Annotated in this window: 22 protein-coding genes; 12 read left to right on the forward strand and 10 right to left on the reverse strand. The window is 61.7% G+C overall.

Features of this window, described 5'->3' with window-relative positions; translation table 11 throughout:
* Positions 1-2: 2 nt before the first annotated feature.
* On the reverse strand, positions 3-2345 hold the full coding sequence (locus ACPYOP_RS12425) for a bifunctional diguanylate cyclase/phosphodiesterase (protein WP_481410695.1): 2343 nt from the start codon (positions 2343-2345) through the stop codon (positions 3-5).
* Between the two features lie 196 nt (positions 2346-2541).
* Here ACPYOP_RS12425 and ACPYOP_RS12430 point away from each other — a divergent pair, with 196 nt between their 5' ends.
* The 3 genes from ACPYOP_RS12430 to ACPYOP_RS12440 all read left to right on the forward strand — a co-directional run bounded on the left by ACPYOP_RS12430 (position 2542) and on the right by ACPYOP_RS12440 (position 6762).
* The gene (locus tag ACPYOP_RS12430) at positions 2542-3930 is read left to right on the forward strand and encodes a M20/M25/M40 family metallo-hydrolase (RefSeq protein ID WP_481410696.1); all 1389 of its coding nucleotides are present in this window, start codon (positions 2542-2544) and stop codon (positions 3928-3930) included.
* A gap of 127 nt (positions 3931-4057) precedes the next feature.
* On the forward strand, positions 4058-4981 hold the full coding sequence (locus ACPYOP_RS12435) for a nucleoside hydrolase (protein WP_481410697.1): 924 nt from the start codon (positions 4058-4060) through the stop codon (positions 4979-4981).
* Positions 4978-6762: an adenine deaminase gene (locus ACPYOP_RS12440; RefSeq protein ID WP_481410698.1), complete on the forward strand. Its 1785-nt coding sequence runs from the start codon at positions 4978-4980 to the stop codon at positions 6760-6762. The genes ACPYOP_RS12435 and ACPYOP_RS12440 overlap by 4 nt, the downstream gene beginning before the upstream one ends.
* 390 nt (positions 6763-7152) lie before the next feature.
* On the opposite strand, the gene ACPYOP_RS12445 is transcribed toward ACPYOP_RS12440, so the two are convergent.
* The 4 genes from ACPYOP_RS12445 to ACPYOP_RS12460 form a co-directional block, all read right to left on the reverse strand.
* Positions 7153-8214, reverse strand: coding sequence for an ABC transporter ATP-binding protein (locus ACPYOP_RS12445; RefSeq protein ID WP_481410699.1), 1062 nt, complete (start codon positions 8212-8214; stop codon positions 7153-7155).
* Entirely contained in the window at positions 8211-9764 is a 1554-nt protein-coding gene (locus ACPYOP_RS12450) for an ABC transporter permease (protein WP_481410733.1), read from the reverse strand. Before ACPYOP_RS12450 ends, ACPYOP_RS12445 begins: the two co-directional genes overlap by 4 nt.
* 211 nt (positions 9765-9975) lie before the next feature.
* A complete protein-coding gene (locus tag ACPYOP_RS12455) occupies positions 9976-10992 on the reverse strand; it encodes an iron ABC transporter substrate-binding protein (RefSeq protein ID WP_481410700.1) in 1017 nt (338 codons plus the stop codon).
* A gap of 322 nt (positions 10993-11314) precedes the next feature.
* The gene (locus ACPYOP_RS12460; protein ID WP_481410701.1) at positions 11315-12652 is read right to left on the reverse strand and encodes an MFS transporter; all 1338 of its coding nucleotides are present in this window, start codon (positions 12650-12652) and stop codon (positions 11315-11317) included.
* 392 nt (positions 12653-13044) lie between these two features.
* On the opposite strand from ACPYOP_RS12460, the gene cyoA reads away from it, so the two are divergent.
* The 5 genes from cyoA to ACPYOP_RS12485 all read left to right on the forward strand — a co-directional run bounded on the left by cyoA (position 13045) and on the right by ACPYOP_RS12485 (position 18202).
* On the forward strand, positions 13045-14163 hold the full coding sequence (gene cyoA / locus ACPYOP_RS12465; RefSeq protein WP_481410702.1) for a ubiquinol oxidase subunit II: 1119 nt from the start codon (positions 13045-13047) through the stop codon (positions 14161-14163).
* A 47-nt stretch (positions 14164-14210) separates the two neighbouring features.
* A complete protein-coding gene (gene cyoB / locus ACPYOP_RS12470; RefSeq protein ID WP_481410703.1) occupies positions 14211-16214 on the forward strand; it encodes a cytochrome o ubiquinol oxidase subunit I in 2004 nt (667 codons plus the stop codon).
* 3 nt (positions 16215-16217) lie between these two features.
* Complete coding sequence (gene cyoC / locus ACPYOP_RS12475; protein ID WP_481410704.1) at positions 16218-16847, forward strand: cytochrome o ubiquinol oxidase subunit III; 630 nt, start codon at positions 16218-16220, stop codon at positions 16845-16847.
* On the forward strand, positions 16844-17248 hold the full coding sequence (gene cyoD / locus ACPYOP_RS12480) for a cytochrome o ubiquinol oxidase subunit IV (protein ID WP_481410705.1): 405 nt from the start codon (positions 16844-16846) through the stop codon (positions 17246-17248). Before cyoC ends, cyoD begins: the two co-directional genes overlap by 4 nt.
* 189 nt (positions 17249-17437) lie before the next feature.
* Positions 17438-18202: an SURF1 family protein gene (locus ACPYOP_RS12485; protein ID WP_481410706.1), complete on the forward strand. Its 765-nt coding sequence runs from the start codon at positions 17438-17440 to the stop codon at positions 18200-18202.
* Between the two features lie 62 nt (positions 18203-18264).
* Here the strand turns inward: ACPYOP_RS12485 and ACPYOP_RS12490 are convergent, their stop codons facing one another.
* The gene (locus ACPYOP_RS12490) at positions 18265-18831 is read right to left on the reverse strand and encodes a histidine phosphatase family protein (RefSeq protein ID WP_481410707.1); all 567 of its coding nucleotides are present in this window, start codon (positions 18829-18831) and stop codon (positions 18265-18267) included.
* A 241-nt stretch (positions 18832-19072) separates the two neighbouring features.
* Between ACPYOP_RS12490 and ACPYOP_RS12495 the strand changes: the two genes are divergently transcribed.
* The 3 genes from ACPYOP_RS12495 to ACPYOP_RS12505 are packed head-to-tail and all read left to right on the forward strand — an operon-like array spanning position 19073 to position 20687.
* Positions 19073-19282, forward strand: coding sequence for a CbtB domain-containing protein (locus ACPYOP_RS12495; protein ID WP_481410708.1), 210 nt, complete (start codon positions 19073-19075; stop codon positions 19280-19282).
* Positions 19283-19294: 12 nt separating this feature from the next.
* A complete protein-coding gene (locus ACPYOP_RS12500) occupies positions 19295-20035 on the forward strand; it encodes a CbtA family protein (protein ID WP_481410709.1) in 741 nt (246 codons plus the stop codon).
* Between the two features lie 31 nt (positions 20036-20066).
* On the forward strand, positions 20067-20687 hold the full coding sequence (locus ACPYOP_RS12505; RefSeq protein WP_481410710.1) for a hypothetical protein: 621 nt from the start codon (positions 20067-20069) through the stop codon (positions 20685-20687).
* A gap of 53 nt (positions 20688-20740) precedes the next feature.
* Here ACPYOP_RS12505 and ACPYOP_RS12510 read toward each other — a convergent pair whose 3' ends face one another.
* Complete coding sequence (locus tag ACPYOP_RS12510) at positions 20741-21043, reverse strand: GCG_CRPN prefix-to-repeats domain-containing protein (protein WP_481410711.1); 303 nt, start codon at positions 21041-21043, stop codon at positions 20741-20743.
* A 239-nt stretch (positions 21044-21282) separates the two neighbouring features.
* Here ACPYOP_RS12510 and ACPYOP_RS12515 point away from each other — a divergent pair, with 239 nt between their 5' ends.
* Positions 21283-22890 (forward strand): inorganic phosphate transporter, encoded by a 1608-nt coding sequence (locus tag ACPYOP_RS12515; RefSeq protein WP_481410712.1) that lies wholly within the window; start codon positions 21283-21285, stop codon positions 22888-22890.
* An 88-nt stretch (positions 22891-22978) separates the two neighbouring features.
* On the opposite strand, the gene ACPYOP_RS12520 is transcribed toward ACPYOP_RS12515, so the two are convergent.
* The 3 genes from ACPYOP_RS12520 to ACPYOP_RS12530 form a co-directional block, all read right to left on the reverse strand.
* Positions 22979-23428, reverse strand: a complete 450-nt coding sequence (locus tag ACPYOP_RS12520; RefSeq protein ID WP_481410713.1) for a Ros/MucR family transcriptional regulator — start codon at positions 23426-23428, stop codon at positions 22979-22981.
* A gap of 107 nt (positions 23429-23535) precedes the next feature.
* A complete protein-coding gene (locus tag ACPYOP_RS12525) occupies positions 23536-24102 on the reverse strand; it encodes a helix-turn-helix domain-containing protein (RefSeq protein ID WP_481410734.1) in 567 nt (188 codons plus the stop codon).
* A gap of 61 nt (positions 24103-24163) precedes the next feature.
* Positions 24164-24952, reverse strand: coding sequence for an EAL domain-containing protein (locus ACPYOP_RS12530; protein ID WP_481410714.1), 789 nt, complete (start codon positions 24950-24952; stop codon positions 24164-24166).
* Positions 24953-25065: the final 113 nt, after the last annotated feature.

Raw genomic sequence — 25065 nt, forward strand, 5'->3', positions numbered from 1 at the left:
CTCTAGGATTGCCCGACCGCCTTAACCAGGACGGAGTGGTGCTGGCTAGGCCCCACATCCGGCTTGCCGAAGAATATCCCTTGAAGCTGCGCGCAACCTTCCTCGATGACGATGCGGCGTTGGGTTTCCGTTTCCACGCCTTCGGTCACGACGGGCATGTTCAGGCTGTGCCCAAGGCCGATGATGGCGCGCACGATCGAGCGCGCCGCGGGATCGTGTTCGAGGGCGCTGGTGAAGCTGCGATCGACCTTGATCTTATCGAAGGGGAAGGCGCGCAGGTTGCTGAGCGAGGAAAAGCCGGTGCCGAAATCATCCATGACCACGCGGACGCCGAGACGATGCAGCCGCTGCAATGTCGCGATGACAACCGTCCGTTCGCGCATCAGGGCCGCTTCGGTAATCTCCAGCTCGAGGCGCTGCGGCTCAAGACCGGTTCTTCGCAAAATCCCTTCAATCTGGTCATAGAGGGTGGGGATCATGAATTGCAGCGGCGAGAGGTTGACAGCGACATTCGCAGGCTCGCTCCAGCGCGTCGCCTCCTGACATGCCTGCTGCAGCACCCATTCACCGATCGCGACGATCGATCCGCTTTCCTCGGCAATGGGAATGAAGGTCTCCGGATCGATCAAGCCCCGATCCGGATGCGCCCAGCGCAACAGCGCCTCGTAGCCACTGACACTGTCGCTGCCGACGTCGTAGATCGGCTGGTATTCCAGAAAGAGCTGCCTGCGCAGAATGGCCTGGCGCAGATCGTTCTCAAGTTGGCGGCGCGTGCGCACGGCCTTGTCCATTTCGGCATCGAAGAAACAGGCGTGGCCCCGGCCGGCGCGCTTGGCGCGATAAAGCGCCGTATCGGCATTGGCATACAGCTGCTCGGTGCTGGCGCCATCGCGCGGATAGATGGCGATGCCGAGACTGACGCCGACGGCCGTGGGATCGCGCGCCGTATCCATCTCCATGGCGAATTCGGCAAGAATGCGCTCGGCAAGACGCGTGGCGCCCGCCGGCTGCTGGCGCTTGGGCTGGATGATGGCGAATTCGTCGCCGCCGAGCCTCGCCACCGTATCGCCCTCTTCGATGATGCGTTGCAGGATGCCGGCGACCTTGCAAAGGATACGATCTCCTTCAACATGGCCGAAGATGTCGTTGATCGCCTTGAAGCGATCGAGGTCCAGGCAGAAGATGGCGACTTCGCCGCCTTTGCGGTTGGCCATCTGCAGCGCCTGGCGCATGCGCTGGTCGAACAGCGAGCGATTGGGCAGGTCCGTCAGGATATCGTGATGGGCCAGATGCTCGATCATCTGCTGTGCCTGGCGCGGCTCCGTCAGGTCGCGCACCACCAATACGCTGCATTCGTGGCCGCGATAGGTGATGGAGCGCCGCACGGTTTCGACAGGGATCGTCTTGCCGTCTGAGCCCGAAAGCGTCGTCTCGAGCGGAATGGCCGCCTCGGCATGGGCCTCCATGTCGAGCGTCAGGAAGGCTTCGGGCGCCAGGCCCGTCACCTGCTGGGCGGACCATCCGGAAATGGCAAAGAAGCGTTCGTTCGCATCGATGATGCTGCCGTCGCGGACGATGAGCAATCCCTCGAGCGAAGCGTTGGCGAAGCCGCGGAGATCGGTCAAATGACGGTCGATGAAGATCGCTCCGAGGGCGATGAGAATGAGGCCCGTCGCGGCAGCCATGGCGATGCCGGCAAGGATGCTTCGATCGATAGAGACGATGGTGGCGGACATATCCGCCTCTGGCGTCAGCGTCACACCGCTCATCGCGGTGAAATGCAGCGAGCAAATTGCCAGCAGCAGGAGAAGAGCGCCGGCAATAATGCGCCTGACGCCATGAAGGCTGCGAAATGCAAGGAAGGCCAGCGAGGAGAAAACGGCACCGACGACGATGGAAATGGCGACGCGCTGCAAGTCATAGGAAAGCTCTGCCGAGGCCTCGATGGCCTGCATGCCGCTGAAGTGCATGGCGCCAATTCCAAACGCCATCAGGATGCCACCGACAGCAAAGGAAACGCCGTTATCCCACTCGAAGGCGATGGCGATGGCAAGCCAGGAGCCGATGATGGCAAGAACCACCGAAAGCACGGTCAGCGAAAGACCATAGTAGATGGAGAGCCTGCTCTGATAGGCGAGCATGGCGATGAAATGCGTCGCCCAGATGCCGATGCCGCTGGCGAAGGCCGCAGCGGCGATCCAATAGCGACGCTGATGCGACTGGCATTCCTGTGCACGGGAGAACAGAAGCATGGTGGCAAGACTGCCGATGAGGCAAATGACCGCTGCAACGAGAATGAGCCTGAAGTCATGATCGTCACGAATGCATGCAACCACTGAAAACATTACACGTCTCCAGAATATCTTCTGGATCGACGTTATTTCTAATACTCTAAAAAACTTGTAAACTACATACGCAACTAATCACATAAGAGCGCGCTCAACCAAACCGGCAAGTTACGGTAAATTTTCAGTTTTAGCGCCTCGAAACCAACCGGGCTTTGGTCTATCGTCCCTCCAAATCTCATGTAAGGAGTCGGATATGACCGATCTATCGCCCGTTCTTGACCGTGCCGATCAGAACCTCCCTTCCAGCCTCGACAATCTCTTCGAACTGTTGCGCATCAAGTCCATTTCGACGGATCCGGACTACAAGGCGGAATGCCGCAAGGCGGCGGAGTGGCTGGTCGCCTACCTGAACTCGCTGGGCTTCAAGGCCTCCGTGCGCGACACGCCCGGACATCCGATGGTGGTCGCCGATCACGATGCCGCCAGCGCCGATGCACCGCATGTGCTCTTCTACGGCCATTACGACGTTCAGCCGGTCGATCCGATCGAGCTCTGGGACAGCGATCCCTTTGCGCCCGAGATCAAGGACATGGGCAATGGCCGCAAGATCCTGACCGGCCGCGGCACCTCCGACGACAAGGGCCAGCTGATGACCTTCGTCGAGGCGGTGCGCGCCTACAAGGAAACCAGGGGCGCACTTCCGGTGCGCATCACCATCCTGTTCGAAGGCGAGGAGGAATCCGGCTCGCCCTCGCTCAAGCCTTTCCTCGAAGCCAATGCCGCCGAACTGAAGGCGGATTTCGCCCTCGTCTGCGATACCGGCATGTGGGATGGCGATACACCGGCGATCTCTGCCGGCCTGCGCGGACTGGTGGGCGAGGAGATCGTCATCACCGCAGCCGATCGCGACCTGCATTCGGGCCTTTTCGGCGGCGCTGCCGCCAATCCAATCCACATTCTGACCGATATTCTTGCCGGCCTGCATGACGAGACAGGGCGCATCACGCTTCCCGGCTTCTATGAAGGCGTCGAGGAAACGCCCGCCAACATCAAGGCCTCCTGGGAGAAGCTTGGCATGACGGCCGAAAAGTTCCTTGGCGAAGTCGGCCTGTCGATCCCCTCGGGCGAAAAGGGCCGATCGGTGATGGAACTCACCTGGGCACGGCCGACGGCGGAAGTGAACGGGATTACGGGCGGCTATACCGGCGCCGGCTTCAAGACCGTGATTGCGGCCAAGGCATCGGCGAAGGTTTCGTTCCGTCTCGTCGGCCAGCAGAACCCGGCGGCGATCCGCGAGAGCTTCCGCGCCTATGTGCGCTCCAAGATCCCTGGGGATTGCTCGGTGGAGTTTCATGAGCATGGCGGCTCGCCGGCCATCCAGCTTTCCTACGATTCGCCAGTACTGACCAAGGCCAAGACCGCGCTTTCCAGCGAATGGCCGAAGCCCGCCCTCATCATCGGCATGGGCGGCTCGATCCCGATTGTCGGCGATTTCCAGAGGATGCTTGGCATGGAATCGCTGCTCGTCGGTTTCGGCCTCTCCGATGACCGCATCCATTCGCCGAACGAGAAATACGAGCTGCGCTCTTATCACAAAGGCATCCGTTCCTGGGTCCGCATCCTCGACGCGCTCGCCAACTAAGCGGTCTGCGGGTGCGCATGCTTTTTGCGCGCCCGCGGCCATTCCCACCAGACGGCAGGAATGCTGCAGCCCTGGCAGCGCGGCCGGACTGCCATCAGGCATTTCGCAGCGATCAATGAGATAGAATATGGGGATCTGGATCGATACCGATATGGGATTCGACGACATCGCCGCCATCTTGGTGGTGGCGCATTCGGATCTCGTCATCGATGGCGTTTCGCTTGTCAGCGGCAATGCCCCGCTCTCCCATGTCCAGGCCAATGCAGCGAGCGCCGCTGCCGTCTTCAACTGGACCTTTCCGATCCATACCGGCCGCGAGCTGCCTGTGCTTTGCAGGCTGGAAACGGCGCAAGGTATTCTCGGCCAGAGCGGCATTCCCACCACAGGCAAAAGCCTGCCGCCGGCGGGTCCGCTTCCATTCAGCGATGCTTTTACCGAGCTATGCAACTGGCTTTCCGACGGCAATGGGCCGAAGCGCATCCTGGCGCTTGGACCGCTGACGAACATCGCCGCCGTGGCGCTGGCGCGTCCGGACCTCGCCGCCCGCATCGACGAGCTGACATGGATGGGCGGGGGCGTCACCGCCGGCAACCACACGGCCTCGGCTGAGTTCAATGCCTTTGCCGACCCGGAGGCGCTTGCCATGGTGCTGGCGCATGGCCTGCCGCTGCGCATGATCGATCTCGACATCTGCCGCAAGATCCTGGCCTGGCCGGAGGATGTTGCCCGCCTCCGCGAGATCGCCAGCGAAAAGGCGCAGCTGCTCGCCGATCTGCTGGAGGGCTATGTCAACATCGCCATCAGCCGCGGCAGGCCGGCCATGGCGATCTATGATCCGACGGCGGCGGCCATTTTCGTGGAGCCTGGGATCGCAACGCTTCGGCATGCCCGGATCGACGCGGAATTGCACGGGCAGCATACGCGCGGGCGCACCATCATCGAAACGCGCGCCTCGCATGCTGAGTTCAACGCCCATTTCGCTGCCGAAATCGATGCGGAGAAGGCCCGCCGGATCATATTCGACGCGCTGCTGCGGGAGGCCGGCCGATGAGCAGGGATGGCGACGAACCGGCAGACCTGAATGTTCCGGAGCTGCGTTTACGCGCGATCGCCGCCGCTCGTGGCGATCAACCCTTCGACCTGCTGATTGCGGGCGGCCGCCTTGTCGACATGGTGACCGGCCAGATCCGCGCCACCGATATCGGCATCGTCGGCCCGCTGATCGCCAGCGTACATGCGCCCGGCAGCCGCACCGATGCGGCGCGGACGATCGATGCCGAAGGCTGCTTCCTTTCGCCCAGCCTGATCGACACGCATATGCATATCGAAAGCTCGATGGTGACGCCGGCGACCTATGCCGAGGCCGTCCTGCCGCGCGGGGTGACGACCATCGTCTGGGATCCGCATGAATTCGGCAATGTCCACGGTCTCGACGGCGTGCGCTGGGCGATCGAGGCGACGCGGCAACTGCCGCTGCGGGTAATACCGCTGGCGCCATCCTGCGTGCCGTCCGCGCCGGGGCTGGAGATCGCAGGCGCCGATTTCGACGCGGCTGCGATGGCTGAGATGCTGGCGTGGCCCGATATCGGTGGCGTGGCCGAGGTCATGACCATGCGCGGCGTCATCGACGGCGATCCGCGCGCCACCCATATCGTCAATGCCGGATTGCATGCAGGCAAGATGGTCTGCGGCCACGCCCGCGGGCTCGAGAGCGCCGATCTCAACGCCTTCATGGCGGCCGGCGTCTCCTCCGACCACGAGCTGACGTCCGGCGCCGACCTTTTGGCAAAACTTTCGGCGGGCCTTGCCATCGAGCTGCGCGGCTCGCACGACCATCTGCTGCCGGAATTCGTCGACGTCATCAACGATCTCGGCTTTCTGCCGCAGACCGTGACGCTCTGCACCGACGACGTCTTTCCCGACGAACTTCATGAAAGCGGCGGCCTCGACGATGTGGTGCGCCGTCTCGTCGGCTATGGTCTGAAGCCTGAATGGACCTTGCGGGCGGCAACGCTGAATGCCGCCATGCGGCTGGGGCGCAGCGATCTGGGCCTGATCGCGGCCGGACGGCGCGCCGACATCATGCTCTTCGAGGATCTTCAGGAGTTCAGGGCGAGGCATGTGATCGTCAATGGCATCGTGATTGCCGGAGCGGGCCGGATGATCAGCGCAATCGAGCCGACCGATGCCGCTTTGCTGTGCAATTCGGTCAAGCTGACATCGTTCAGCGACAATGATTTCCGTGTGGCGGCGACCGGCAGCCGTGTGCGGCTTGCGACCATCGATCAGCCGCGCTTCACGCAATGGGGTGAAATCGAGGCCGACGTGGCAGACGGCTTTGTCGTGCCACCAGCGGAAACGGCCATGATTGCCGTCGCCCATCGTCATGGCAAGGCGGACGGCCTGCCGCGCGTCGGCTTCCTGACGGGCTGGGGCGAATGGCGCGGCGCCTTCTGCACCACGGTTTCGCATGACAGCCACAACCTGACTGTTTTCGGCGGCAACGCGGAAGATATGGCGATTGCCGCCAACGCCGTCATCGCGGCCGGCGGCGGACTTGCGGTGGCCCGCGACGGCAAGATCGAGGCGCTGCTGCCGCTGCCGCTCTCCGGGCTGGTCAGCGATGCGCCGCTTGCGGAAACCGCCAACGCCTTCCGCACCGTCCGCGAGGCAATCGACGCCATCGTCGACTGGAACCCGCCCTACCTTGTCTTCAAGGCTTGCTTCGGCGCAACGCTTGCCTGCAATGCCGGGCCGCACCAGACAGATCGCGGCATCGCCGATGTTGCGACCGGCAAGGTTTTGGAGACGCCGGTGCTTGGGGAGGGTTAGGTTCTTCGGGTATGTGGGCTAAGCGTTCGTGGATGGTGCGCACCCCCCTCTGTCGCTGTCGCGACATCTCCCCCACAAGGGGGGAAATCGTTGGGAGACCGCCGCACCATTTAGAAAAGTAACGAGCTCAGCTTCAACAGATTCGATGTTAGCTTGAGGCAAGAGAGTGCCCCCGGGTTATCAATCTCCCCCCTTGTGGGGGAGATGTCACGAAGTGACAGAGGGGGGTATCGGAGGCGCGGCAACTTATAGAGAGCCCTTACCCCCAAAATCCCGCCCCACCAGCGTCGTCCTGAAGGCCACATCCGAGGCGATCGCATTGTCGTAGAACTGTAGAACGCATCGCCCGCGGTCGATGGCGGGAATCACCTGCTTCAACTCAAATGATGCTCAAGCGCCGAGCTTGCTGAAGACATGCGCCTTTCCGAGAACGGTCACCGAAACCATGCTGCCGATCTCGGGCAGGCCGACGCCGGAGCTTTTGATGTTCAATGTCTCCGAACCGTTGGCATTGGACAAGACGACCGTTACCGCGCAGACGGCGCCGCCGAATTCGATTTCAGTGACCTTGCCGATGCAGGCCGCACCCGCGCCGGCATCATCGAGGCCGGCCAGACGCAACTGTTCGGGCCGCAGCATGATATCGGTGCGTCCTTGCCGGCTCTCGGCGTCGACCGGAATGTGACCGAGGACGCATTTGGCCGATCCGTTGCCGATATCGGCCGGCAGCACGAGGGCGTCGCCGAGGAAGAGCGCGGTCTCGCGATCCCTGGGGCTGAGATAGAGTGCTTGCGGCGTTCCCGCCTGAATGAGCTTGCCCTCGCGCAGGACGGCGACCTGATCCGCGAAGGACAGGGCTTCCGCCTGATCATGCGTCACCAGAACCGCGGTGATGCCGGCAATCTGCAGCACGCGGGCGACCGCCTTTCGCATGTTCTCGCGCAGGCCGGTATCGAGAGCGGAAAAGGGCTCGTCGAGCAGCATCAGCTTCGGCTTGCGCCCAAGCGCCCGCGCAAGTGCGACGCGCTGCTGCTGGCCGCCCGAAAGCTGATGCGGGCGGCGATCAAGCATGCCGCGGTCGAGCTCGACCATATCGATGAGGGCATTGATGCGCTGGTCGCGGTCGCGCGCGCCGCGCTCCATGCCGAAGCCGATATTTTCCGATACGCTCAGATGCGGGAACAGGGCGCCGTCCTGCGAGACGATGCCGATGCCGCGGCGATGCGCCGGCACGATCGCCTCTCCATCCGCCAGGGTCTCGCCCTCCAGCACCACCTGCCCCGCATTGGGGATCTCGAAGCCGGCGATGATGCGCAGCAGTGTCGTCTTGCCCGAACCGGACGGGCCGACGATCGCCGTGCGGCTGCCGGCGGCGATCGTGAGGTCGATATTGTCAAGCGCATGCACGCGGCCATAGTGCTTGCTGATATTCTTGATCGCCAGAAAGGTCATTGTCCGGCCGTCCGCTTGGATTGCACATAAAGAAGAAGGGTGAGCGGCAGCGACAGGACGACCATCATGAAGGCGTAGGGTGCCGCCGAAACATAATCGATCTCGCTGGTCAGCGACCAGAATTTGGTTGCCAGCGTTTCCGTGCCGTTGGGAGAGAGCATCAGCGTCGCTGTCAGCTCATTGGTGATGCCGAGCGCAACAAGCGCCACGCTGGCGGCAAAGCCGGGAGCGGCAAGACGTAGAGTGATCTGCCGCACGGCCTGCGCGGGCGTACGGCCAAGCGCCATGGCGGCGCGCTCGAGCTCGACGGGCGCCTGGGCGATGCTGGCGCGCAGGCCGACCATGGCGCGCGGCAGGAACAGCAGGACATAGGCGAGCAGCAGGGTCGCAAAGGTCTGATAGAGCGGCAGGACCAGCCGGACGGTGATGGACACCAACGCGAGTGCGACGACGACGCCCGGCAGCGAGCCGACATAATAGTGGCAGGCTTCGAGAATGCGCTGCAGCCGGCCCGGCGCGCGCACCGACAGCCAGGCCATGGGGGTTGCCGCAATGGTGGCGAGCAGGCCGCCGGCGATGGCCAGAACAATGGTCTGCAGCAGGGCGGAGCCGACCGTATCGATCCGCCAGATATCCGTGCCGCCAAGATAAAGCCAGCGTGCCAGGGTTACGAAGGGAATGCCGAGCGCCAGCACGGCGGTCACAACAGGCAGCGCGACGGCTGGAGCAACGAACCAGCCGAGGCGGCGGCGATCGGCCGGGCGGGCGGCACCCGAACCGATGCGGGCATAGCGCTCGTTGCCGCGCACCAGCACCTCGAAGCCGAGCAGCAGCAGGCAGCAGAAGACGAGGACGCCGCCGAGCATGTTGGCGGCCGGGCTGTTATAGGCCGATTGGAACTGGTCGACGATGGCGGTCGAGAAAGTATCGAAGCGGATCATCACGTAGAGACCGTATTCCGCCAGGAGATGCAGGCCGATCAGCAGCGAGCCGCCACAGATGGCGAGGCGAAGCTGCGGCAGGATCGCGCGGAAGAAGACGCGCCAGGGGTCGAGGCCGAGCGAGGCCGCCGCATCCTCGATCGCCGGATCGAGCCGGCGCAGGGCGGCCGCGACGGGCAGATAGAGAAAGGGAAAATAGGCGAGCACCGATACCAGCACGCCGCTCCAGAGCCCGCGCATGCCGGGCACGAGGCTGACCCAGGCATAGCTGTGCACGAAGGCGGGCACGGCAAGCGGCGCCGCGGCCAGCCAGGACCAGAGGCGGGCGCCGGGAATGTCGGTGCGCTCCGTCAACCAGGCGAGCGTGACAGCCAGCAGAATGCACAGCGGGATGGTGCAGACTTCAAGCAGGACGGTGTTGACGAGCAGCTCGCCGACGCGATTGCGGAAGATCAGGGCCACGACTTCGGCCCAGCCGGTATCGATCGTGATCCAGACGATGAAGCCGAGCGGCACCAGGCTCAGAAGCGCAACGATGGACGCAAGGGCGACGACGGAGGCATGCCGAACGCGGCTGCGGGGAGCGGCCGTCAACTGGGGCATTCGCATGGCGGCAGGCTCGCCGGCATATGTGTTCTTCTGCAGCAAATCTAAGCTGCCTTTCACGCCCTGAAATAGGAAGGCAACCGCCGCTGACGGCGATTGCCCGATCGATCAGCCTTGAGGCCATCCGTATGCCCCTAGCAGGGCATGCGACCGGGATGCAAGAGCCGAGCCCGTCCGAAAGCGTTCGAAACGCGTTGCGGCGCGGGCTTTCGTCTTAGATGAGCCCTGCTTCCGTCATCAGGTCGGTGACCTTCTTGCTGTTCAGCTTCGAAGGTTCGACCTTCGGTGCCTGCAGGTCGGCGAGGGGCACCAGTTTCGGGTTGGAAGCAGCGCCATTGCCGACGGCATATTCATAGGAGTTGCCATCGCGCAGAACCGCCTGGCCGCCCTTGCCGGTGATCCACTTCAGGAACGCCTGGGCGTCCTTCTGATGCTGGCTCGATGCCAGGACGCCGCCGCCGGAGATGCTGACGAAAGCGCCGGGATCCTGGTTCTTGAAGTAATGCAGGGCGACGTTCTTGCTGTTTTCGCCGGTCTTGGCCTGATCGCCGAACCAATAATAGTGATAGATCACCGCGCCTTCGACCTCGCCGGCATTGACGGCCTTCATGGCGACGCTGTTGCCCTTGTAGAAGCTGGCATTTTCCTTCATGGCCTTCAGCCAGGCGCGGGTGGCATCCTCGCCCTTCAGTTCCAGAAGCGCGCTGACGATCGCCTGGAAATCGGCGCCGGCCGGAGAAGCGCCCCAGCGGCCCTTCCACTTGGGATCGGCGAGATCGAGCATCGACTTCGGCAGATCGGCTTCCTTCAGCTTGGTCTTGTCATAGGCAAAGACCGTGGAGCGGGCGGCAACGCCGACCCAATTGCCGTCGGCGGCCTTGAAGGTTTCCGGCACCTGGGCGAGCGTAGCGGCATCGACCGGAGCGAAAAGCTTGTTGGCATCGACCAGTGCCATGCCTGGAGAGTTTTCCGTCAGATAGACGTCGGCAGGCGAAGCAGCGCCCTCCTGAACGATCTGGTTGGCGAACTGCATGTCGCTACCGTTGCGAATCGTGACCTTGATGCCGGTTTCCTTGGTGAAGCCATCCGCCCATGCCTGCGTCAGCGCTTCGTGCTGGGCGTTATAGACGACGATGCCCTCGGAATCGGCAGCATTCGCCATCATCGGAGCAACGGCAAGGCCCGCGGCAAGTGCCAGCGCGCTGGTGAGATGAGAAAAGGAAAAAGTCATTAAGTCCTCTCGCTTGAAAAGCGCCACCACCGGGCGGCAATGCGGTAGCCTATATTTTTCCTGACCATTATTTTCAAGTTTACAGTTAGGCCTAGTTATCACAAAAGTTTGAAAACAGAGTCAAGTTTTGATGACACCCAGTTTCGAGGCATGCTCGACCCGATGAGCTTTGTGAAGCCACCGAACCGGCAAATCCATGCCGGCGGCGGGATTGAAGAATGCGGACGCGGCATCGGTGATTGCGTGCCTCATACGTTCGATCTGAACGAAAAAGGCCGCGGCACTTTCGCGCCGCGGCCTTTTCAATTTCGATCATTCGGTCTCAGTTGTCTCGCGTCTCCAGGGTCTTGCTGAAGAAGATCGCAACCAGCGTGCAGACGACGCCCGACAGCAGATAAAGGCTGGTATAGACGAGGCCGAACTGGCTGGAGAGGGCAAGTGCCACGAAGGGCGCGAAGCCCGCACCGATCAGCCAGGACAGATCCGACACGAGGGCCGAGCCGCTGTAACGATAGTTCTGGCTGAAGCGCGAGGCACTGGCGCCGGCCGCCTGACCGAAGGAGAGGCCGAGCAGCGTGAAGCCGAGAACCACGTAGATGTGACGGCCCGTGACGCCGCCATCGAGCAGCCAAGGCGCGACGAAAGCGAAGCAGGCGATCAGCACGGCACCGATGGCGAGCTGATTGCGGCGGCCGATCCGGTCGGCGAGCATGCCGGAACAGATGATGGCGAGAATGCCGCAGATCGCGCCCAGGAATTCCATCAGCAGGAACGAACCGGGGGTCTGCTCGCTATAAAGCGTGACCCAGCCGAGCGGGAAGACCGTGACCAGATGGAAGGTGGCAAAGCTTGCCAGCGGCACGAAGGCGCCGATCAGGACGTCCCGGCCATGCACGCGCAGCAGTTCCGTCATCTTCACGGGCTCAAGCTCATGGCGTTCGAGCAGAGTGCCGAATTCTTCCGTCGCCACCAGACGCAGGCGGGCAAAGAGCGCCACGACGTTGACCGCGAAGGCGCAGAAGAAGGGATAGCGCCAGCCCCAATCGAGGAAGTCCGCCGTCGAGATGCTCGTGACGAAATAGGCGAACAGGGCGCTGGCCAGCATGAAACCGATCGGCGCGCCGAGCTGGGGAATCATCGCATACCAGCCGCGGTGGTTGGTCGGGGCATTGAGTGCGAGGAGCGAGGCGAGACCATCCCAAGCGCCGCCGAGCGCAAGGCCCTGCCCGATGCGGAAGATCGCAAGCAGGATGATCGCATAGACGCCGACTTCGCTATAGCCGGGCAGGAAACTCATGGACGCCGTGGAACCGCCGAGCAGAAACAGGGCGATGGTCAATTTGACGCCGCGGCCATAGGCGCGGTCGATCGCCATGAAGATGAACGAGCCGATTGGACGCGCGATGAAGGCAAGCGCGAAGACCAGGAACGAAAGAAGCGTGCCATGCAGCGGGTCGGCGAAGGGGAAGATCAGCTTCGGGAAGACCAGGACCGATGCGATGGCATAGACGAAGAAATCGAAAAACTCGGACGTGCGACCGATGATCACGCCGATGGCGATATTGCCGGGAGCGACAGTGCCGCCCGCATGCATGCTGCGGGCATCGCTCTCAAGCGTTGAAGATGTGGGGTTCAATGATTCATGCGTAACGCTGACCATGCGCGGGAGCCTCCCTCTCCGAGCACGAATTCCTCCACGAATTCGCGCGTAATGAAAATGTCGATCAAACGTGCAAACATATCAAGTCTTGAGCATGAAATAATTCGCAAATCAGCGATCAAACCGGGCTTTTTCAGCCGTCGGCGCCGCATTCCGGATCAAGCATGAACCGCCGGCGATAGCCATTTGTTCCGTTCCGGGTATATTGGCGGCGACAAAAGCGAGGGACTCCACGGAAAACCTTCTGGATTTCTCGGGGTTTTCCCGATAGGTGGAACAGCATTCCATACCGCATTGCACCCGACTTGCTGCGGTGCGACGAAACACCTCATATCGTTCATGACCGCCGTCCTTTAGTCGCGGTAGGGTCGAAACAAAAAGAGCTTTAAGACGTGCTAAGACTATCGAAGATTTTCAGCCGTTTATCCGTCATTCCATTGTTTTTGCTGCTCTCCGGCTGCGATCTTGTGGTGATGGCCCCCTCCGGCGATATCGCCATGCAGCAGCGAGACCTCATCATCGTCTCGGTCGTGCTGATGCTGCTGATCATCATCCCGGTGATCTTCCTGACGCTGTTCTTCGCCTGGAGATACCGCCAGTCGAACAGCGAGGCGACCTACGAGCCGGATTGGCATCATTCGACGCGTCTCGAGCTGGTCATCTGGTCCGCTCCGCTCGCCATCATCATCGCGCTCGGCGCGGTGACCTGGATCAGCACCCATCAGCTCGACCCCTATAGGCCCCTCGACCGCATCGCCGCCGACAAGCCGCTCAGCGCCGACGTGAAGCCGCTGACGGTGGAAGTGGTCGCGCTCGACTGGAAATGGCTGTTCTTCTATCCGGAATACGGCATCGCGACCGTCAACGAGATGGCGGCCCCGGTCGACCGCCCGATCAACTTCAAGATCACGGCTTCGGCCGTCATGAACTCCTTCTTCATCCCGGCGCTGGCAGGCCAGATCTACGCCATGCCGGGCATGGAGACGAAGCTGCATGCCGTCATCAATCATCCGGGCGAATTCCAGGGCATGTCGGCCAATTACAGCGGCGCCGGCTTCTCGAACATGCGCTTCAAGTTCCATGGTTTCAGCCAGGCTGACTTCGACCAGTGGGTCCAGAAGGCCAAGGGCCAGGGCACGGCGCTCGGCCGCCAGGAATATTTGACGCTTGCCAAACCCAGCGAACGCAACCCGGTGCAGTACTTCAACGCCGTCGACGATGGTCTCTACAATGCCATCCTCAACATGTGCGCCGATCCGAGCAAGATGTGCATGAGCGAAATGATGCATATCGACGCCAAGGGCGGCGGCGGCAAGGAGAGCCACGAAAACCGCGAGCGCCTGATCTACGACAATCGCGATGGCAGCTCGGCCGAAGTCACGCCCGTCAAGGCTGAGGGCGGCGCCGGCCACACCATGCAGCATGGAGACAACTCGATGCCGGGCATGGATATGGGCAACGGCTCTTCTTCCGATTCGTCGACCGGTTCGGCACAGCATCAGGGTCATTGATCCGGTGCGCTCCATAACAAGACATTCATAAGGGACAGAGGCAATCCATGTTTTCCAACCCGGACCTCTATAAATTCATCTTCGGTCGGCTGACGCTCGACTCGATTCCGTATCACGAGCCGATCCTCGTCGTGACCTTCATCGGCGTCGCCATCGGCGGTATCGCCCTTCTCGGCCTGCTGACCTATTTCCGCCTCTGGGGCTATCTCTGGAAGGAATGGTTCACCAGCATCGACCACAAGAAGATCGGCATCATGTATGTCGTGCTGGCGCTGATCATGCTGCTGCGCGGCTTTTCCGACGCGCTGCTGATGCGCCTGCAGCAGGCGATCGCCTTCAACGGATCCGAGGGCTATCTGCCGCCGCATCACTACGATCAGATCTTCACCGCCCACGGCGTCATCATGATCTTCTTCGTGGCGATGCCCTTCGTCACCGGCCTGATGAACCTCGTCGTGCCGCTGCAGATCGGCGCGCGCGACGTCTCCTTCCCCTTCCTCAACAACTTCTCGTTCTGGATGACGACGGCGGGCGCGATCGTCGTCATGATCTCGCTGTTCATCGGCGAATTCGCAAAGACCGGCTGGCTGGCCTATCCGCCGCTTTCCGGCATCGCCTACAGTCCGGACGTCGGCGTCGATTATTATATCTGGGGCCTACAGGTCGCGGGTATCGGAACGACGCTTTCGGGCATCAATCTGATCGCCACCATCGTCAAGATGCGCGCGCCGGGCATGACCTTCATGAAAATGCCGGTTTTCACCTGGACGTCGCTCTGCACCAACATCCTGATCGTCGCAAGCTTCCCGATCCTGACCGCGACGCTCGCTCTGCTGACGCTCGACCGCTACGCCGGCACGAACTTCTTCACGAACGACCTCGGCGGCAATCCGATGATGTATGTCAACCTCATCTGGATCTGGGGCCACCCGGAAGTCTACATCCTGATCCTGCCGGCTTTCGGCGTCTTCTCGGAAGTCGTCGCCACCTTCTGCGGCAAGCGCCTCTTCGGCTACGCCTCGATGGTTTATGCCACCTGCGTGATCATGATCCTCTCCTATCTCGTCTGGCTGCACCATTTCTTCACGATGGGCTCGGGCGCCAGTGTCAACTCCTTCTTCGGCATCACGACGATGATCATCTCGATCCCGACGGGTGCGAAGCTCTTCAACTGGCTGTTCACGATGTACCACGGCCGCATCCGCTACGAAGTGCCGATGCTGTGGACCGTCGGCTTCATGGTGACCTTCACCATCGGCGGCATGACGGGCGTCATGCTCGCGATCCCACCGGCCGACTTCGTGCTGCACAACTCGCTGTTCCTGATCGCCCACTTCCATAACGTGATCATCGGCGGCGTGCTCTTCGGCATGTTTGCGGGCGTCAACTACTGGTTCCCGAAGGCCTTCGGCTTCAAGCTCGATCCTTTCTGGGGCAAGATGAGCTTCTGGTTCTGGCAGATCGGCTTCTGGTTCGCCTTCATGCCGCTCTATATCCTCGGCCTGATGGGCGTTACCCGCCGCGTCAACCAGTTCGACGATCCGTCGCTGCAGATCTGGTTCATCATCGCCGCCTTCGGCGCCGGCCTGATCGCCATCGGCATCGCCTGCTTCCTCATCCAGCTCGCCGTCAGCTTCATGAAGCGCGAAGAACTTCGCGATCACACCGGCGACCCCTGGAACGGCCGTACGCTGGAATGGTCCACCTCGTCGCCGCCGCCGGCCTACAACTTCGCCTTCACGCCGATCGTCTACGATCACGACGCGTGGTGGGACATGAAGAACCGCGGCTTCAAGCGTCCGACGGAAGGCTTCATCCCGATCCACATGCCGAAGAATACCGGCACGGGCATCATCCTCGGCGTTCTCTCCATCGGCTTCGCATTCGGCATGATCTGGTACATGTGGTGGCTTGCCGCCATTACCTTCGCCGCGATGATCGTCATCACGATCGGCCATACCTTCAACTATAAGCGCGACTTCTACATTTCCGCCGACGAGGTCGTGGAGACCGAGAACGAGCGTACGAAGCAGCTCGCAGGACAGGTATAATCTATGACCTCTCAAACCGCACACGCTCCCAAGGATGGCGAAACGCCCGCCTTCTACCTGACGAAAGAGCATCATCCGGAAGGCAGCACGCTGCTGGGCTTCTGGCTCTACATCATGAGCGACTGCCTGATCTTCGCAGTCCTCTTCGCGACCTTTGCCGTGCTCGGCCACAGCTATGCGGCCGGCCCGTCTCCGGCCGACCTGTTCGAGCTGCCGCTCGTCGCCGTCAACACGGCGATGCTGCTCTTCTCCTCCATCACCTACGGCTTCGCCATGCTGGCGATGGAGAAAAACAACAAGTCGGGCACGCTGATGTGGCTGACGATCACAGGCATCTTCGGCGCACTCTTCATCTTCTTCGAACTTTACGAGTTCTATCACCTGATCCTCGACGGCGCCGGTCCGCAGCGCAGCGCCTTCCTGTCGGCCTTCTTCACGCTGGTCGGCACGCACGGTCTGCACGTCACCACCGGCATCGTCTGGCTGATCACGCTGATGGTGCAGGTCGGCCGGTACGGCCTGATCGCGGAAAACAAGCGTCGCCTGATGTGCCTTTCGATGTTCTGGCACTTCCTGGACGTCGTCTGGATCGGCGTGTTTTCCCTCGTCTACCTCATGGGAGTTCTCGGATGAGCTCGAACGCAGACCATTCGCATCATTCCGCCGACGCCCACGATCACGGCCATCATGGCGGCCACGAGGCCGCGCACGGCACCTTCAAGAGCTACATGACGGGGTTCATCCTCTCCGTCATCCTGACCGCCATTCCCTTCTGGCTGGTCATGGGCAAGGTTTTCTCCGATCCGGCCGTCACCGGCGCGATCGTCATGATCCTCGGCGCGATCCAGATCATCGTGCACATGATCTACTTCCTGCACATGAACACCCGCTCGGAAGGCGGCTGGAACATGATGGCGCTGATCTTCACCATCGTGCTTGTCATCATCGCCCTTTCCGGCTCGCTCTGGGTCATGCATCACCTCAACGCGAACATGATGCCCATGTCGCCCGAGATGATGCGCAACATGCCATAAGACCGAGCGGCGGGCCTTCAGGCGAAGGCCCGCCCTCTTCCCGGTGTGAAAATTCCGCCGGACGCTGCGCGGTGCATGCCTGAAAATGCCAGGAGCCGCAGCCGAATATTCCCGACCACGCGTGATCTTCAGCGAAGAGAATTGAATCTCCCGAAATCATGCGGCAGCGCGTCCCCGGAGACCAGCGCCATGACCGACATTTCCTCGACCACATCTAAGGGCAAGCCGCGCTCGACGCTTACCCTTGTCATCTGGGTATCGCTGCTGCTGCTCCTGACCGCGCTTCTCATCGGGCTCGGCACCTGGCAGGTGAAGCGGCTGCACTGGAAGCTGGATCTGATCGCCCGGGTCGACGCGCGCGTGCATGCGCCGGCGGTTCAGGCACCCGGCCCGGCACAATGGGCCGAGATCAACGCCGAAAACTCCGAATACAGGCATGTGCAGGCGAGCGGCATTTTCCTCAACGACAAGGAAACGCAGGTCTATGCCTCGACCGCGCTCGGCCCCGGCTATTGGATCCTGACGCCGCTGAAACTCGCCGACGGCACGATCGTCATCATCGATCGCGGCTTCGTTCCCATAGAGAAGCGCAATCCGGGCGCGCGCCCCGAGGGCCAGATCGGCAGCGAAACGACCGTTACCGGCCTGCTGCGGATCAACGAGCCAAAGGGCACGCTGATCCGCTCGAATATGCCGGCAGAAGAGCGCTGGTATTCGCGCGACGTGACTGCGATCGCGGCGGCCCGCGGCCTGGAGAACGTGGCGCCCTATTTCATCGATGCCGATGACACGAAGAACCCGGGCGGGTTTCCCGTGGGAGGGCTGACGCAGATCAGCTTCCCGAACAGCCATCTCGTCTATGCCATCACCTGGTACGGGCTGGCCGCGATGACCTTCGGCATGGCCGCCTATCTTATCCATGTCGAGCGACGTCGGGCAAAGGCCGCCCGCTGATCGCCAGAACATTTCCGTTTTAAACAGAATCAAGCCCGCTTCGCACTTTTCCTAGAGTTCCCCTATGCCGCCATCTTCGGGAAACGAAGCTGCCAGCGGCGGCCGTCGCTTGTCATTTCGACGATGCCGAACGGTTCGACGTCGACAGCCCAGAATGCGGCTGCCGGTGCCTGCAGCACATGCTGAACGGCGGCGCGGATGACGCTCGCATGGGTAACGACGACGATATGGCCGGTATCGTCAAGGTGATTTCCCATCCATTCGCCGACACGCCTCATGACCGCCGACAGGGATTCGCCGCCATGCGGGGCAACCGATGTGTCCGTCATCCATAGCGTCAGGGATTCCGCGTCCTTTTCATGCAGTTCGGCAAGCGATTGCCCCCGCCAGTCGCCATAATCGCATTCGCGCAAGGCGACGTCCGGAATGGCGTCGAGACCGAGGACGCTGGCCGTCTGGCGAGCACGCAAGGCAGGGCTCGTCCAGACCCGATCGATCGCGCCAAGCCCGAAGGACAATGATTGAGCCTGCTGCGTTGCCTTCGCTTCCAAGGGTTCATCATCCGGAAAGCAGCCCGCTCGATTGGCTTGCGTCGCCCCGTGGCAGATCCAGCTCAGATGTGTCTTCATGAGGTTCCCAACTCCATCCCCTGCCGCGCTCTTGTCGCGATTTCACATCGCAGTGGCGTTTGATTGACAACTATCTTTACAAATAGATATAAACTTGCACTTGCGGGTGTGGAAGCCGGTGGAAACCCGGCGCGGTCGCGCCACTGTAATCGAGTACGTAAGTTTCGCCCTCGAGAGCCAGACCCTTCCCGCAAGAACCCTTCCGCAAATGGAACGCGCTTTTCTTGAAAAGGGAAATACAATGTCCGACACCACTTTCGCACCGTCCGCAATTCCGCAGCCGATCCCGCTCGGCCAGATTTTGCCCTGGGCCGTCTTTGCCGGCCTGCTGATGGTGCTGGCGATCTACTTTATCGGCGCGGAAGAAGGTGCGACCTCGCTCATCTCGGGGATGTATGTGCACGAATTCGTGCATGATGCCCGTCACCTTCTCGGCTTCCCCTGCCACTAAGGGGTCAGGAACATGGTTGGACGTCTTTTGCTCCGCGGCATGATCGTCGGGGCCCTTGCCGGTATTCTCGTTTTTGCCTTTGCCCACACTTTCGGCGAACCGCTGGTCGATTGGGCCATCGGTTTTGAGGAAAAGGCCGCGCAGGCAGCCGGCGAGGCATCGGAGCCGGAAATCGTCAGCCGCGCCACGCAGTCTGGCATCGGCCTCTTTACCGGCATCGTGATCTTTTCGACGGCGATCGGCGGCTTGTTCGCGCTGGTCTTCTCCTTCGTCTATGGCCGCTTCAGCAAGCTCAGCGCGCGCGGCACGGCAGCGCTGCTCGCAATTGCCGCCTTCGTGACGATTTCGCTGGTCCCCTACATCAAATACCCTGCAAACCCGCCGGCAATCGGCAATCCCGACACGATCGGCGCGAGAACCGAACTGTTCTTCATCATGATCGTCGCATCCGTCGTCGGCATGATCGTTGCCGTCGGTTTCGGCCGCCGGCTGGTCGCACGGTGCGGATCCTGGAACGGCGCGATCATCGCCGGCATCGGCTACATCGTCTTCATCGCGCTCATCCAGTATCTGCTCCCGCCGATCAACGAAGTGCCGGAACAATTCTCGGCCGTCGTGCTCTGGCGCTTCCGGATCGCCTCGCTCGGGATGCATGCCATCCTCTGGACCACTCTCGGACTTGCCTTCGGAGCTTGGGCCGAACGCCAGCTGCCGCAGGTGCGCTACCGCAATGCGGCCCTTCGCCGGGCCTGAGATGTCGGGCAAACCAGCTCCCGCGCACCACATGCGCGGGAAACGCCATCATGCGGGCGGGCTGCTTGCGGCCCTCTGTTTCTTGTTGTCCGCTTGGCCGACGATGGTTGCCGCCCATGGCGGCTCCTCCGGAAGCCAAGCCGGCATCCCGATACCAAGCCTCACCCATGGCGAAATGGCTGTGATCGCGCCTTACTACGGGCGGATCATTTCGCTTGCCGAGAGCGCATCCGACACCGACGAAACCTTCCGGCGCCTCTTGAATTTCGCGCAGATCCAGCGCGCCTATTGCCTCTGGGGCCTGATGCCCGGCAGCGTCAGCGACGAGGAAAGTCCGTTCAACGAGTGTTCGCACGCCTCTCTTGCGGCGGCGAAGGCGGTGCTGCTCCAGATGCGGACGATGATGGACGAAAAAGAAGCGGTCGGCGACATCGTCTCGGATATCGACACGGCGCTGGTGCGCAACAATCTCTCGCTCATCCTGTGCAAATTCAGCGGCGAGAGCTTCAATACGGCCGATCTCATTCGTCCCAGGCTCGAAAATATCGTCTTCGACGTCAGAAGCCTGACGGCCATTCTGGCGGCCGTGTTTGCGCTTGTCGCGGCACTATGGGCGGCGGCACGCGCTTTGCGGCCGATGCCGCATCCTTAAAGGAAACACCGCCGCTGGCGGCGGCGGTGCATGTCATTTTCCACTGAGGCGGATTACCAGTAGCGCGGACGACCGCGCCAACCGTCATCATCGCGCCAATGGCGATGATGACCATGCCAGCCCCAAGGCGGCGGCGGTGGCGGTCTGTAGTAACCCCAACGCCGCGGCGGCGGCCCCCAACGGTTCGGGCGGCACTCGCCCCAACGCGTCACATGCCAGCCACGGCCGCAGGCATAATCTACTTTCACGACCGGCACGGAGGCCGTTGTCCCAACGGCTGGGATAGGCATTGCCTCTGCCGAAGATACAACCAAGCTGCCGAGCAAGGCAGCGATGGTAATCACGGACGATCTCATTTTGATGGCCCTCTATCCAAGTCCCTTACATGCAGGATTTAGCACCTAAACGTATGAACGCCGGCTGAACCGAAAAAGGCCTTTTGGCGGCAAAATCAAGATAGCTATTCGGGGCGATATATCCGCAAAGAGCGCCCGGCATCCCGCCAATAGGGCCGGTATCCGCCTTCTCGCGCGTCACGAGAGTTTCATGAACGAGGCTTACACCGAGGATATCAATGGCCATAAAGGAGTTTGGGATGGTCGACCTCGCTTCAAACACTTCCGAGGGTGGCAACGCCAATCACCCAATTCACGGCGCCGGGGGCTCGGCAAAATGGTTTCTGCCGCTCTTCGGCCTGGTCGTGCTCGGTGGCCTCGCCTATGTCGGCTATGCTCTCGGCAGCGACCTTGCCGATGCGGCCGCCGTTCCGTGGATCCTGCTCGGCCTGGCGCTGCTGATCGCGCTCGGCTTCGAATTCGTCAACGGCTTCCACGACACGGCCAATGCCGTTGCCACCGTCATCTACACCCGCTCGCTGCCGGCTGAGTTCGCCGTCATCTGGTCCGGCTTCTTCAACTTCCTCGGCGTTCTGACCTCGTCAGGCGCGGTCGCCTTCGGCATCCTGGCGCTGCTGCCGGTCGAACTGATCCTTCAGGTCGGCTCCGGCTCCGGTCTCGCCATGGTCTTCGCGCTTCTGACCGCCGCCATCATCTGGAACCTCGGCACCTGGTACCTGGGCCTGCCGGCATCGAGCTCGCACACGCTCGTCGGTTCCATCATCGGGGTCGGTCTCGCCAACCAGTTCCTGGCGCCTGCCGGCTCCGCCACCAGCGGCGTCGACTGGTCACAGGCAAGCAATGTCGGCCTGTCGCTGCTGCTGTCGCCGATCATCGGTTTTGCCATGGCCGCAATCCTGCTTTTGGTCGCCAAAGTGCTGATCCGCAACAAGGAGCTCTATGAAGCACCGAAGGGTAATGCGCCGCCGCCGGCCTGGATCCGCGGCCTGTTGATCTTCACCTGCACCGGCGTCAGCTTCGCCCATGGTTCCAACGATGGCCAGAAGGGCATGGGTCTGATCATGCTCATCCTCATCGGCCTCGTGCCGACGGCTTTCGCGCTGAACAAGACGCCGGACTTCAACTATCTCGAAGCTTACAAGGCGGCCTCCACACAAGTCGAGACGGTGCTCGGCAAATATGTGAAGCCGGGCGTTGCCGCACCGGCCGATCCAAAGGCCACCGTCAGCAACGCCGTAAAGACCAAGACCTGGACGGACGCGACGACGCCGGCACTCCAGGCCTATATCCACGCCACGAGCGCCGAGATTGCTGCCTATCCAAGCGTAGAAAAGCTGCCGAACGGCCTCGTCGGCAACGTTCGTAACGACATCTATCTGATCGGTGAATCGCTGAAGCTGATCGACAAGCAGAAGCTGCTGCCGATGAGCGCCGACGACCTCAAGGCCGTGACCAGCTACCACGCCGCCGTCGATCACGCGACCAAGTTCATCCCGCTCTGGGTGAAGGTCGCCGTGGCGCTCGCACTCGGCCTCGGCACCATGGTCGGCTGGAAGCGCATCGTCGTCACCGTCGGCGAAAAGATCGGCAAGACGCATCTGACCTATGGCCAGGGTGCCGCCGCCGAAGTCGTCGCCATGCTGACGATCGGCGCGGCCGACCATCTCGGCTTGCCGGTTTCCACGACGCACGTCCTGTCCTCCGGCGTCGCCGGCACCATGGCGGCGAACGGTTCCGGCCTGCAATGGTCGACCGTGCGCAACATGCTGATGGCCTGGATCCTGACGCTGCCGGCCTCGATCGCGCTGGCCTTCGCGCTGTTCATCGTGCTGCGTCAGGTCTTCTGACCTGCCATATCGGGATCAAACCCTATTCGAAAGCGATGGCGCCCTTCACGGGCGCCATTCTTCTTGCAGCGGTCAACTGCAGCGAGCCTTACCGCACGCTTTCCTTCTTGTTGCCATTGGCACCGAGACCGGAAAGTTTCGCCAGCTCCGAGCGGCGGTGTGCATAGTTCTGCGCAACCATCGGATAGTTGGGCGCCAGTCCCCATTTCTGGCGATATTCCTCCGGCGTCATCCCATAATGCACGCGCAAGTGACGCTTCAGCGTTTTGAATCGCTTACCGTCTTCAAGGCAGACGATGTAGTCGTTCGTCACTGATTTCTTCAAATCCACCGCCGGCACCAGATTGGCGCGGTCGACAGTCGTGCTGCCTACCTCCAAGGCTTGCAGCGCATCGTGGACATCCTTGATCAGCCTGGGAAGGCTATGAAGCGGCACCGCGTTGTGACTGACATAGGCCGAAACAATCTTTACGCAGCCGTCGAACTGGGGACGTGGCTGCGGCTGGGTGGGGATTTTTCTCTCGCTAAAAGAATCCATGATCTTTTCCCGGATTTCACTTGGTTCCTCGCGCGCCGCCCCGCTCGAATTGCATCATGCGCGACGCCCGCTGCCGGACATCCCGCCGTTTCAAATCGCGCCGTCTTTCAGGCGCTCGATTCCCGGTTGCCCCGCGGCCGATCATCGGCCGGGTCTGAAAAATACACCGCCAGCTTGTTGCAAAGGCTGACGAGCGGCATGCCGAGCATGAACGCCGTATGGGTGGGATCTCCACCGCAATGATGCAGCGTTTCGAGAATGAACTTGCGCTCGACATCCTCCATCGTCTGGCCGACAAGTTGGCCGATGGCTGCATCACGTGCCTGCTGCATCGGACGGCCATCGGAAAGATGAAGAGCGATCGCTTTAATCAACCGATTGTCGTTCGCGGTCACGATGACGATATCGGTGGCATGACGGCCGAGTTCGCAAAGGACATAGAGCCCGGTTTCCGCGTCTATCGTCACACGGCCCAAAGCCGCTGCGTCCCGATCGCAAATGAGGATATGCGGTGCGGATCCACCGGAGAACGTGAAGGACAGCGCGTCCGCGCCGTCGGCAAAAGCGGTATGAAGCTGGCTCACCAAAGCGCGGAGCAATGTCTTCGTCTTGAGCTCGCGCGTCGCCCGGGCGGCGGAAACCTGATAATCCGAGGTAAAGGCCGGTTGCTTCATCACGGCGACACCTGTGAAGGCGAACTTGTGACCATGCCTGGCGGGATAACAGCGACAATGCTCATCCCACCCCCCGCAAAACGGCCTTCCCCTTGCGGCGGCGAAGCTGCGCCAACGAAACCGGCTGCGACAGGAAGAAGCCTTGCGCATGCGTTGCGCCGGCCTCTCGCGCAGCGTCGAGCTGCGAACTCGTTTCGATGCCTTCGACGACGACGAAAGGCGCAAAGCAGGCGGCGAAGCCGACAAGATGGGAAAGGCTGTCGCTTCCGTCGCGACCGCGCCTGTTGTCCCGCACGAAGGCGGCGTCGATCTTGACGATATCGGCAGCCACCTGCAGCAGCGACGCCGGCGTGGCAAAGCCGGACCCGAAATCGTCTATCGCGATGCGGCAGCCAAGATCGCGGATCATCTTCATGCGCTCTATGGAGGCGCCGATGACTGGATAGCCTTCGGTGATCTCGACCACCAGTCGGGGGGCAAGCTCCGGCTGGCGGCTGATGCGACCGAAGACATCGGAAAACCGATCCGAGCGGGACAGGCTGGCGGCATTCAGATTGAACCCCAGCACCAGCCTCTCATCCTCCGCCAAAGCAGAGAGCACCATGTCAAGAATACGCAGATCAAGATCGAACCAGCGATCCTGCCGCTCAAGGAAGGAGACAAATGTGCCGGCCACGTGCACGGTGCCGTCCGAATCGGTTACGCGCGCGAGGCTTTCCGCATAGAAGAGCTCGCCGGCATTTGCAGTGTCATGGATCCATTGCGCCGCAAAACCCAGGCCGCCTTCGGCGATCGCCTTCAAAATCAGGGCTCTATGCCCCTCTTCTCCGCGGCTCGCATTACTATTCATAAGATTTCCCTTCGCAGGGGAGCAGGTCATGGTCGACGCTCCGGAAATGGGGAGCGCCGGCTGACAGCAGCGCGCATGACCCCAAAGCATCGGATTTCTGGTATCTAAAATCC

The organism is Rhizobium sp. KNZ2-6A (genome assembly GCF_056755475.1).

Bases quoted from the DNA above. Each gene is read 5' to 3' on its own strand.
- ACPYOP_RS12430 (WP_481410696.1), top strand. From the start codon at position 2,542: ATGACCGATCTATCGCCCGTTCTTGACCGTGCCGATCAGAACCTCCCT.
- ACPYOP_RS12495 (WP_481410708.1), top strand. From the start codon at position 19,073: ATGTCCGACACCACTTTCGCACCGTCCGCAATTCCGCAGCCGATCCCG.
- cyoC (WP_481410704.1), top strand. From the start codon at position 16,218: ATGACCTCTCAAACCGCACACGCTCCCAAGGATGGCGAAACGCCCGCC.
- cyoB (WP_481410703.1), top strand. From the start codon at position 14,211: ATGTTTTCCAACCCGGACCTCTATAAATTCATCTTCGGTCGGCTGACG.
- ACPYOP_RS12485 (WP_481410706.1), top strand. From the start codon at position 17,438: ATGACCGACATTTCCTCGACCACATCTAAGGGCAAGCCGCGCTCGACG.
- ACPYOP_RS12440 (WP_481410698.1), top strand. From the start codon at position 4,978: ATGAGCAGGGATGGCGACGAACCGGCAGACCTGAATGTTCCGGAGCTG.
- ACPYOP_RS12530 (WP_481410714.1), bottom strand. From the start codon at position 24,952: ATGAATAGTAATGCGAGCCGCGGAGAAGAGGGGCATAGAGCCCTGATT.
- ACPYOP_RS12435 (WP_481410697.1), top strand. From the start codon at position 4,058: ATGGGGATCTGGATCGATACCGATATGGGATTCGACGACATCGCCGCC.
- ACPYOP_RS12515 (WP_481410712.1), top strand. From the start codon at position 21,283: ATGGTCGACCTCGCTTCAAACACTTCCGAGGGTGGCAACGCCAATCAC.
- ACPYOP_RS12445 (WP_481410699.1), bottom strand. From the start codon at position 8,214: ATGACCTTTCTGGCGATCAAGAATATCAGCAAGCACTATGGCCGCGTG.
- ACPYOP_RS12490 (WP_481410707.1), bottom strand. From the start codon at position 18,831: ATGAAGACACATCTGAGCTGGATCTGCCACGGGGCGACGCAAGCCAAT.
- ACPYOP_RS12525 (WP_481410734.1), bottom strand. From the start codon at position 24,102: ATGAAGCAACCGGCCTTTACCTCGGATTATCAGGTTTCCGCCGCCCGG.
- ACPYOP_RS12500 (WP_481410709.1), top strand. From the start codon at position 19,295: ATGGTTGGACGTCTTTTGCTCCGCGGCATGATCGTCGGGGCCCTTGCC.
- ACPYOP_RS12510 (WP_481410711.1), bottom strand. From the start codon at position 21,043: ATGAGATCGTCCGTGATTACCATCGCTGCCTTGCTCGGCAGCTTGGTT.
- ACPYOP_RS12460 (WP_481410701.1), bottom strand. From the start codon at position 12,652: ATGGTCAGCGTTACGCATGAATCATTGAACCCCACATCTTCAACGCTT.
- ACPYOP_RS12450 (WP_481410733.1), bottom strand. From the start codon at position 9,764: ATGCGAATGCCCCAGTTGACGGCCGCTCCCCGCAGCCGCGTTCGGCAT.
- cyoD (WP_481410705.1), top strand. From the start codon at position 16,844: ATGAGCTCGAACGCAGACCATTCGCATCATTCCGCCGACGCCCACGAT.
- ACPYOP_RS12425 (WP_481410695.1), bottom strand. From the start codon at position 2,345: ATGTTTTCAGTGGTTGCATGCATTCGTGACGATCATGACTTCAGGCTC.
- ACPYOP_RS12520 (WP_481410713.1), bottom strand. From the start codon at position 23,428: ATGGATTCTTTTAGCGAGAGAAAAATCCCCACCCAGCCGCAGCCACGT.
- ACPYOP_RS12455 (WP_481410700.1), bottom strand. From the start codon at position 10,992: ATGACTTTTTCCTTTTCTCATCTCACCAGCGCGCTGGCACTTGCCGCG.
- ACPYOP_RS12505 (WP_481410710.1), top strand. From the start codon at position 20,067: ATGCGCGGGAAACGCCATCATGCGGGCGGGCTGCTTGCGGCCCTCTGT.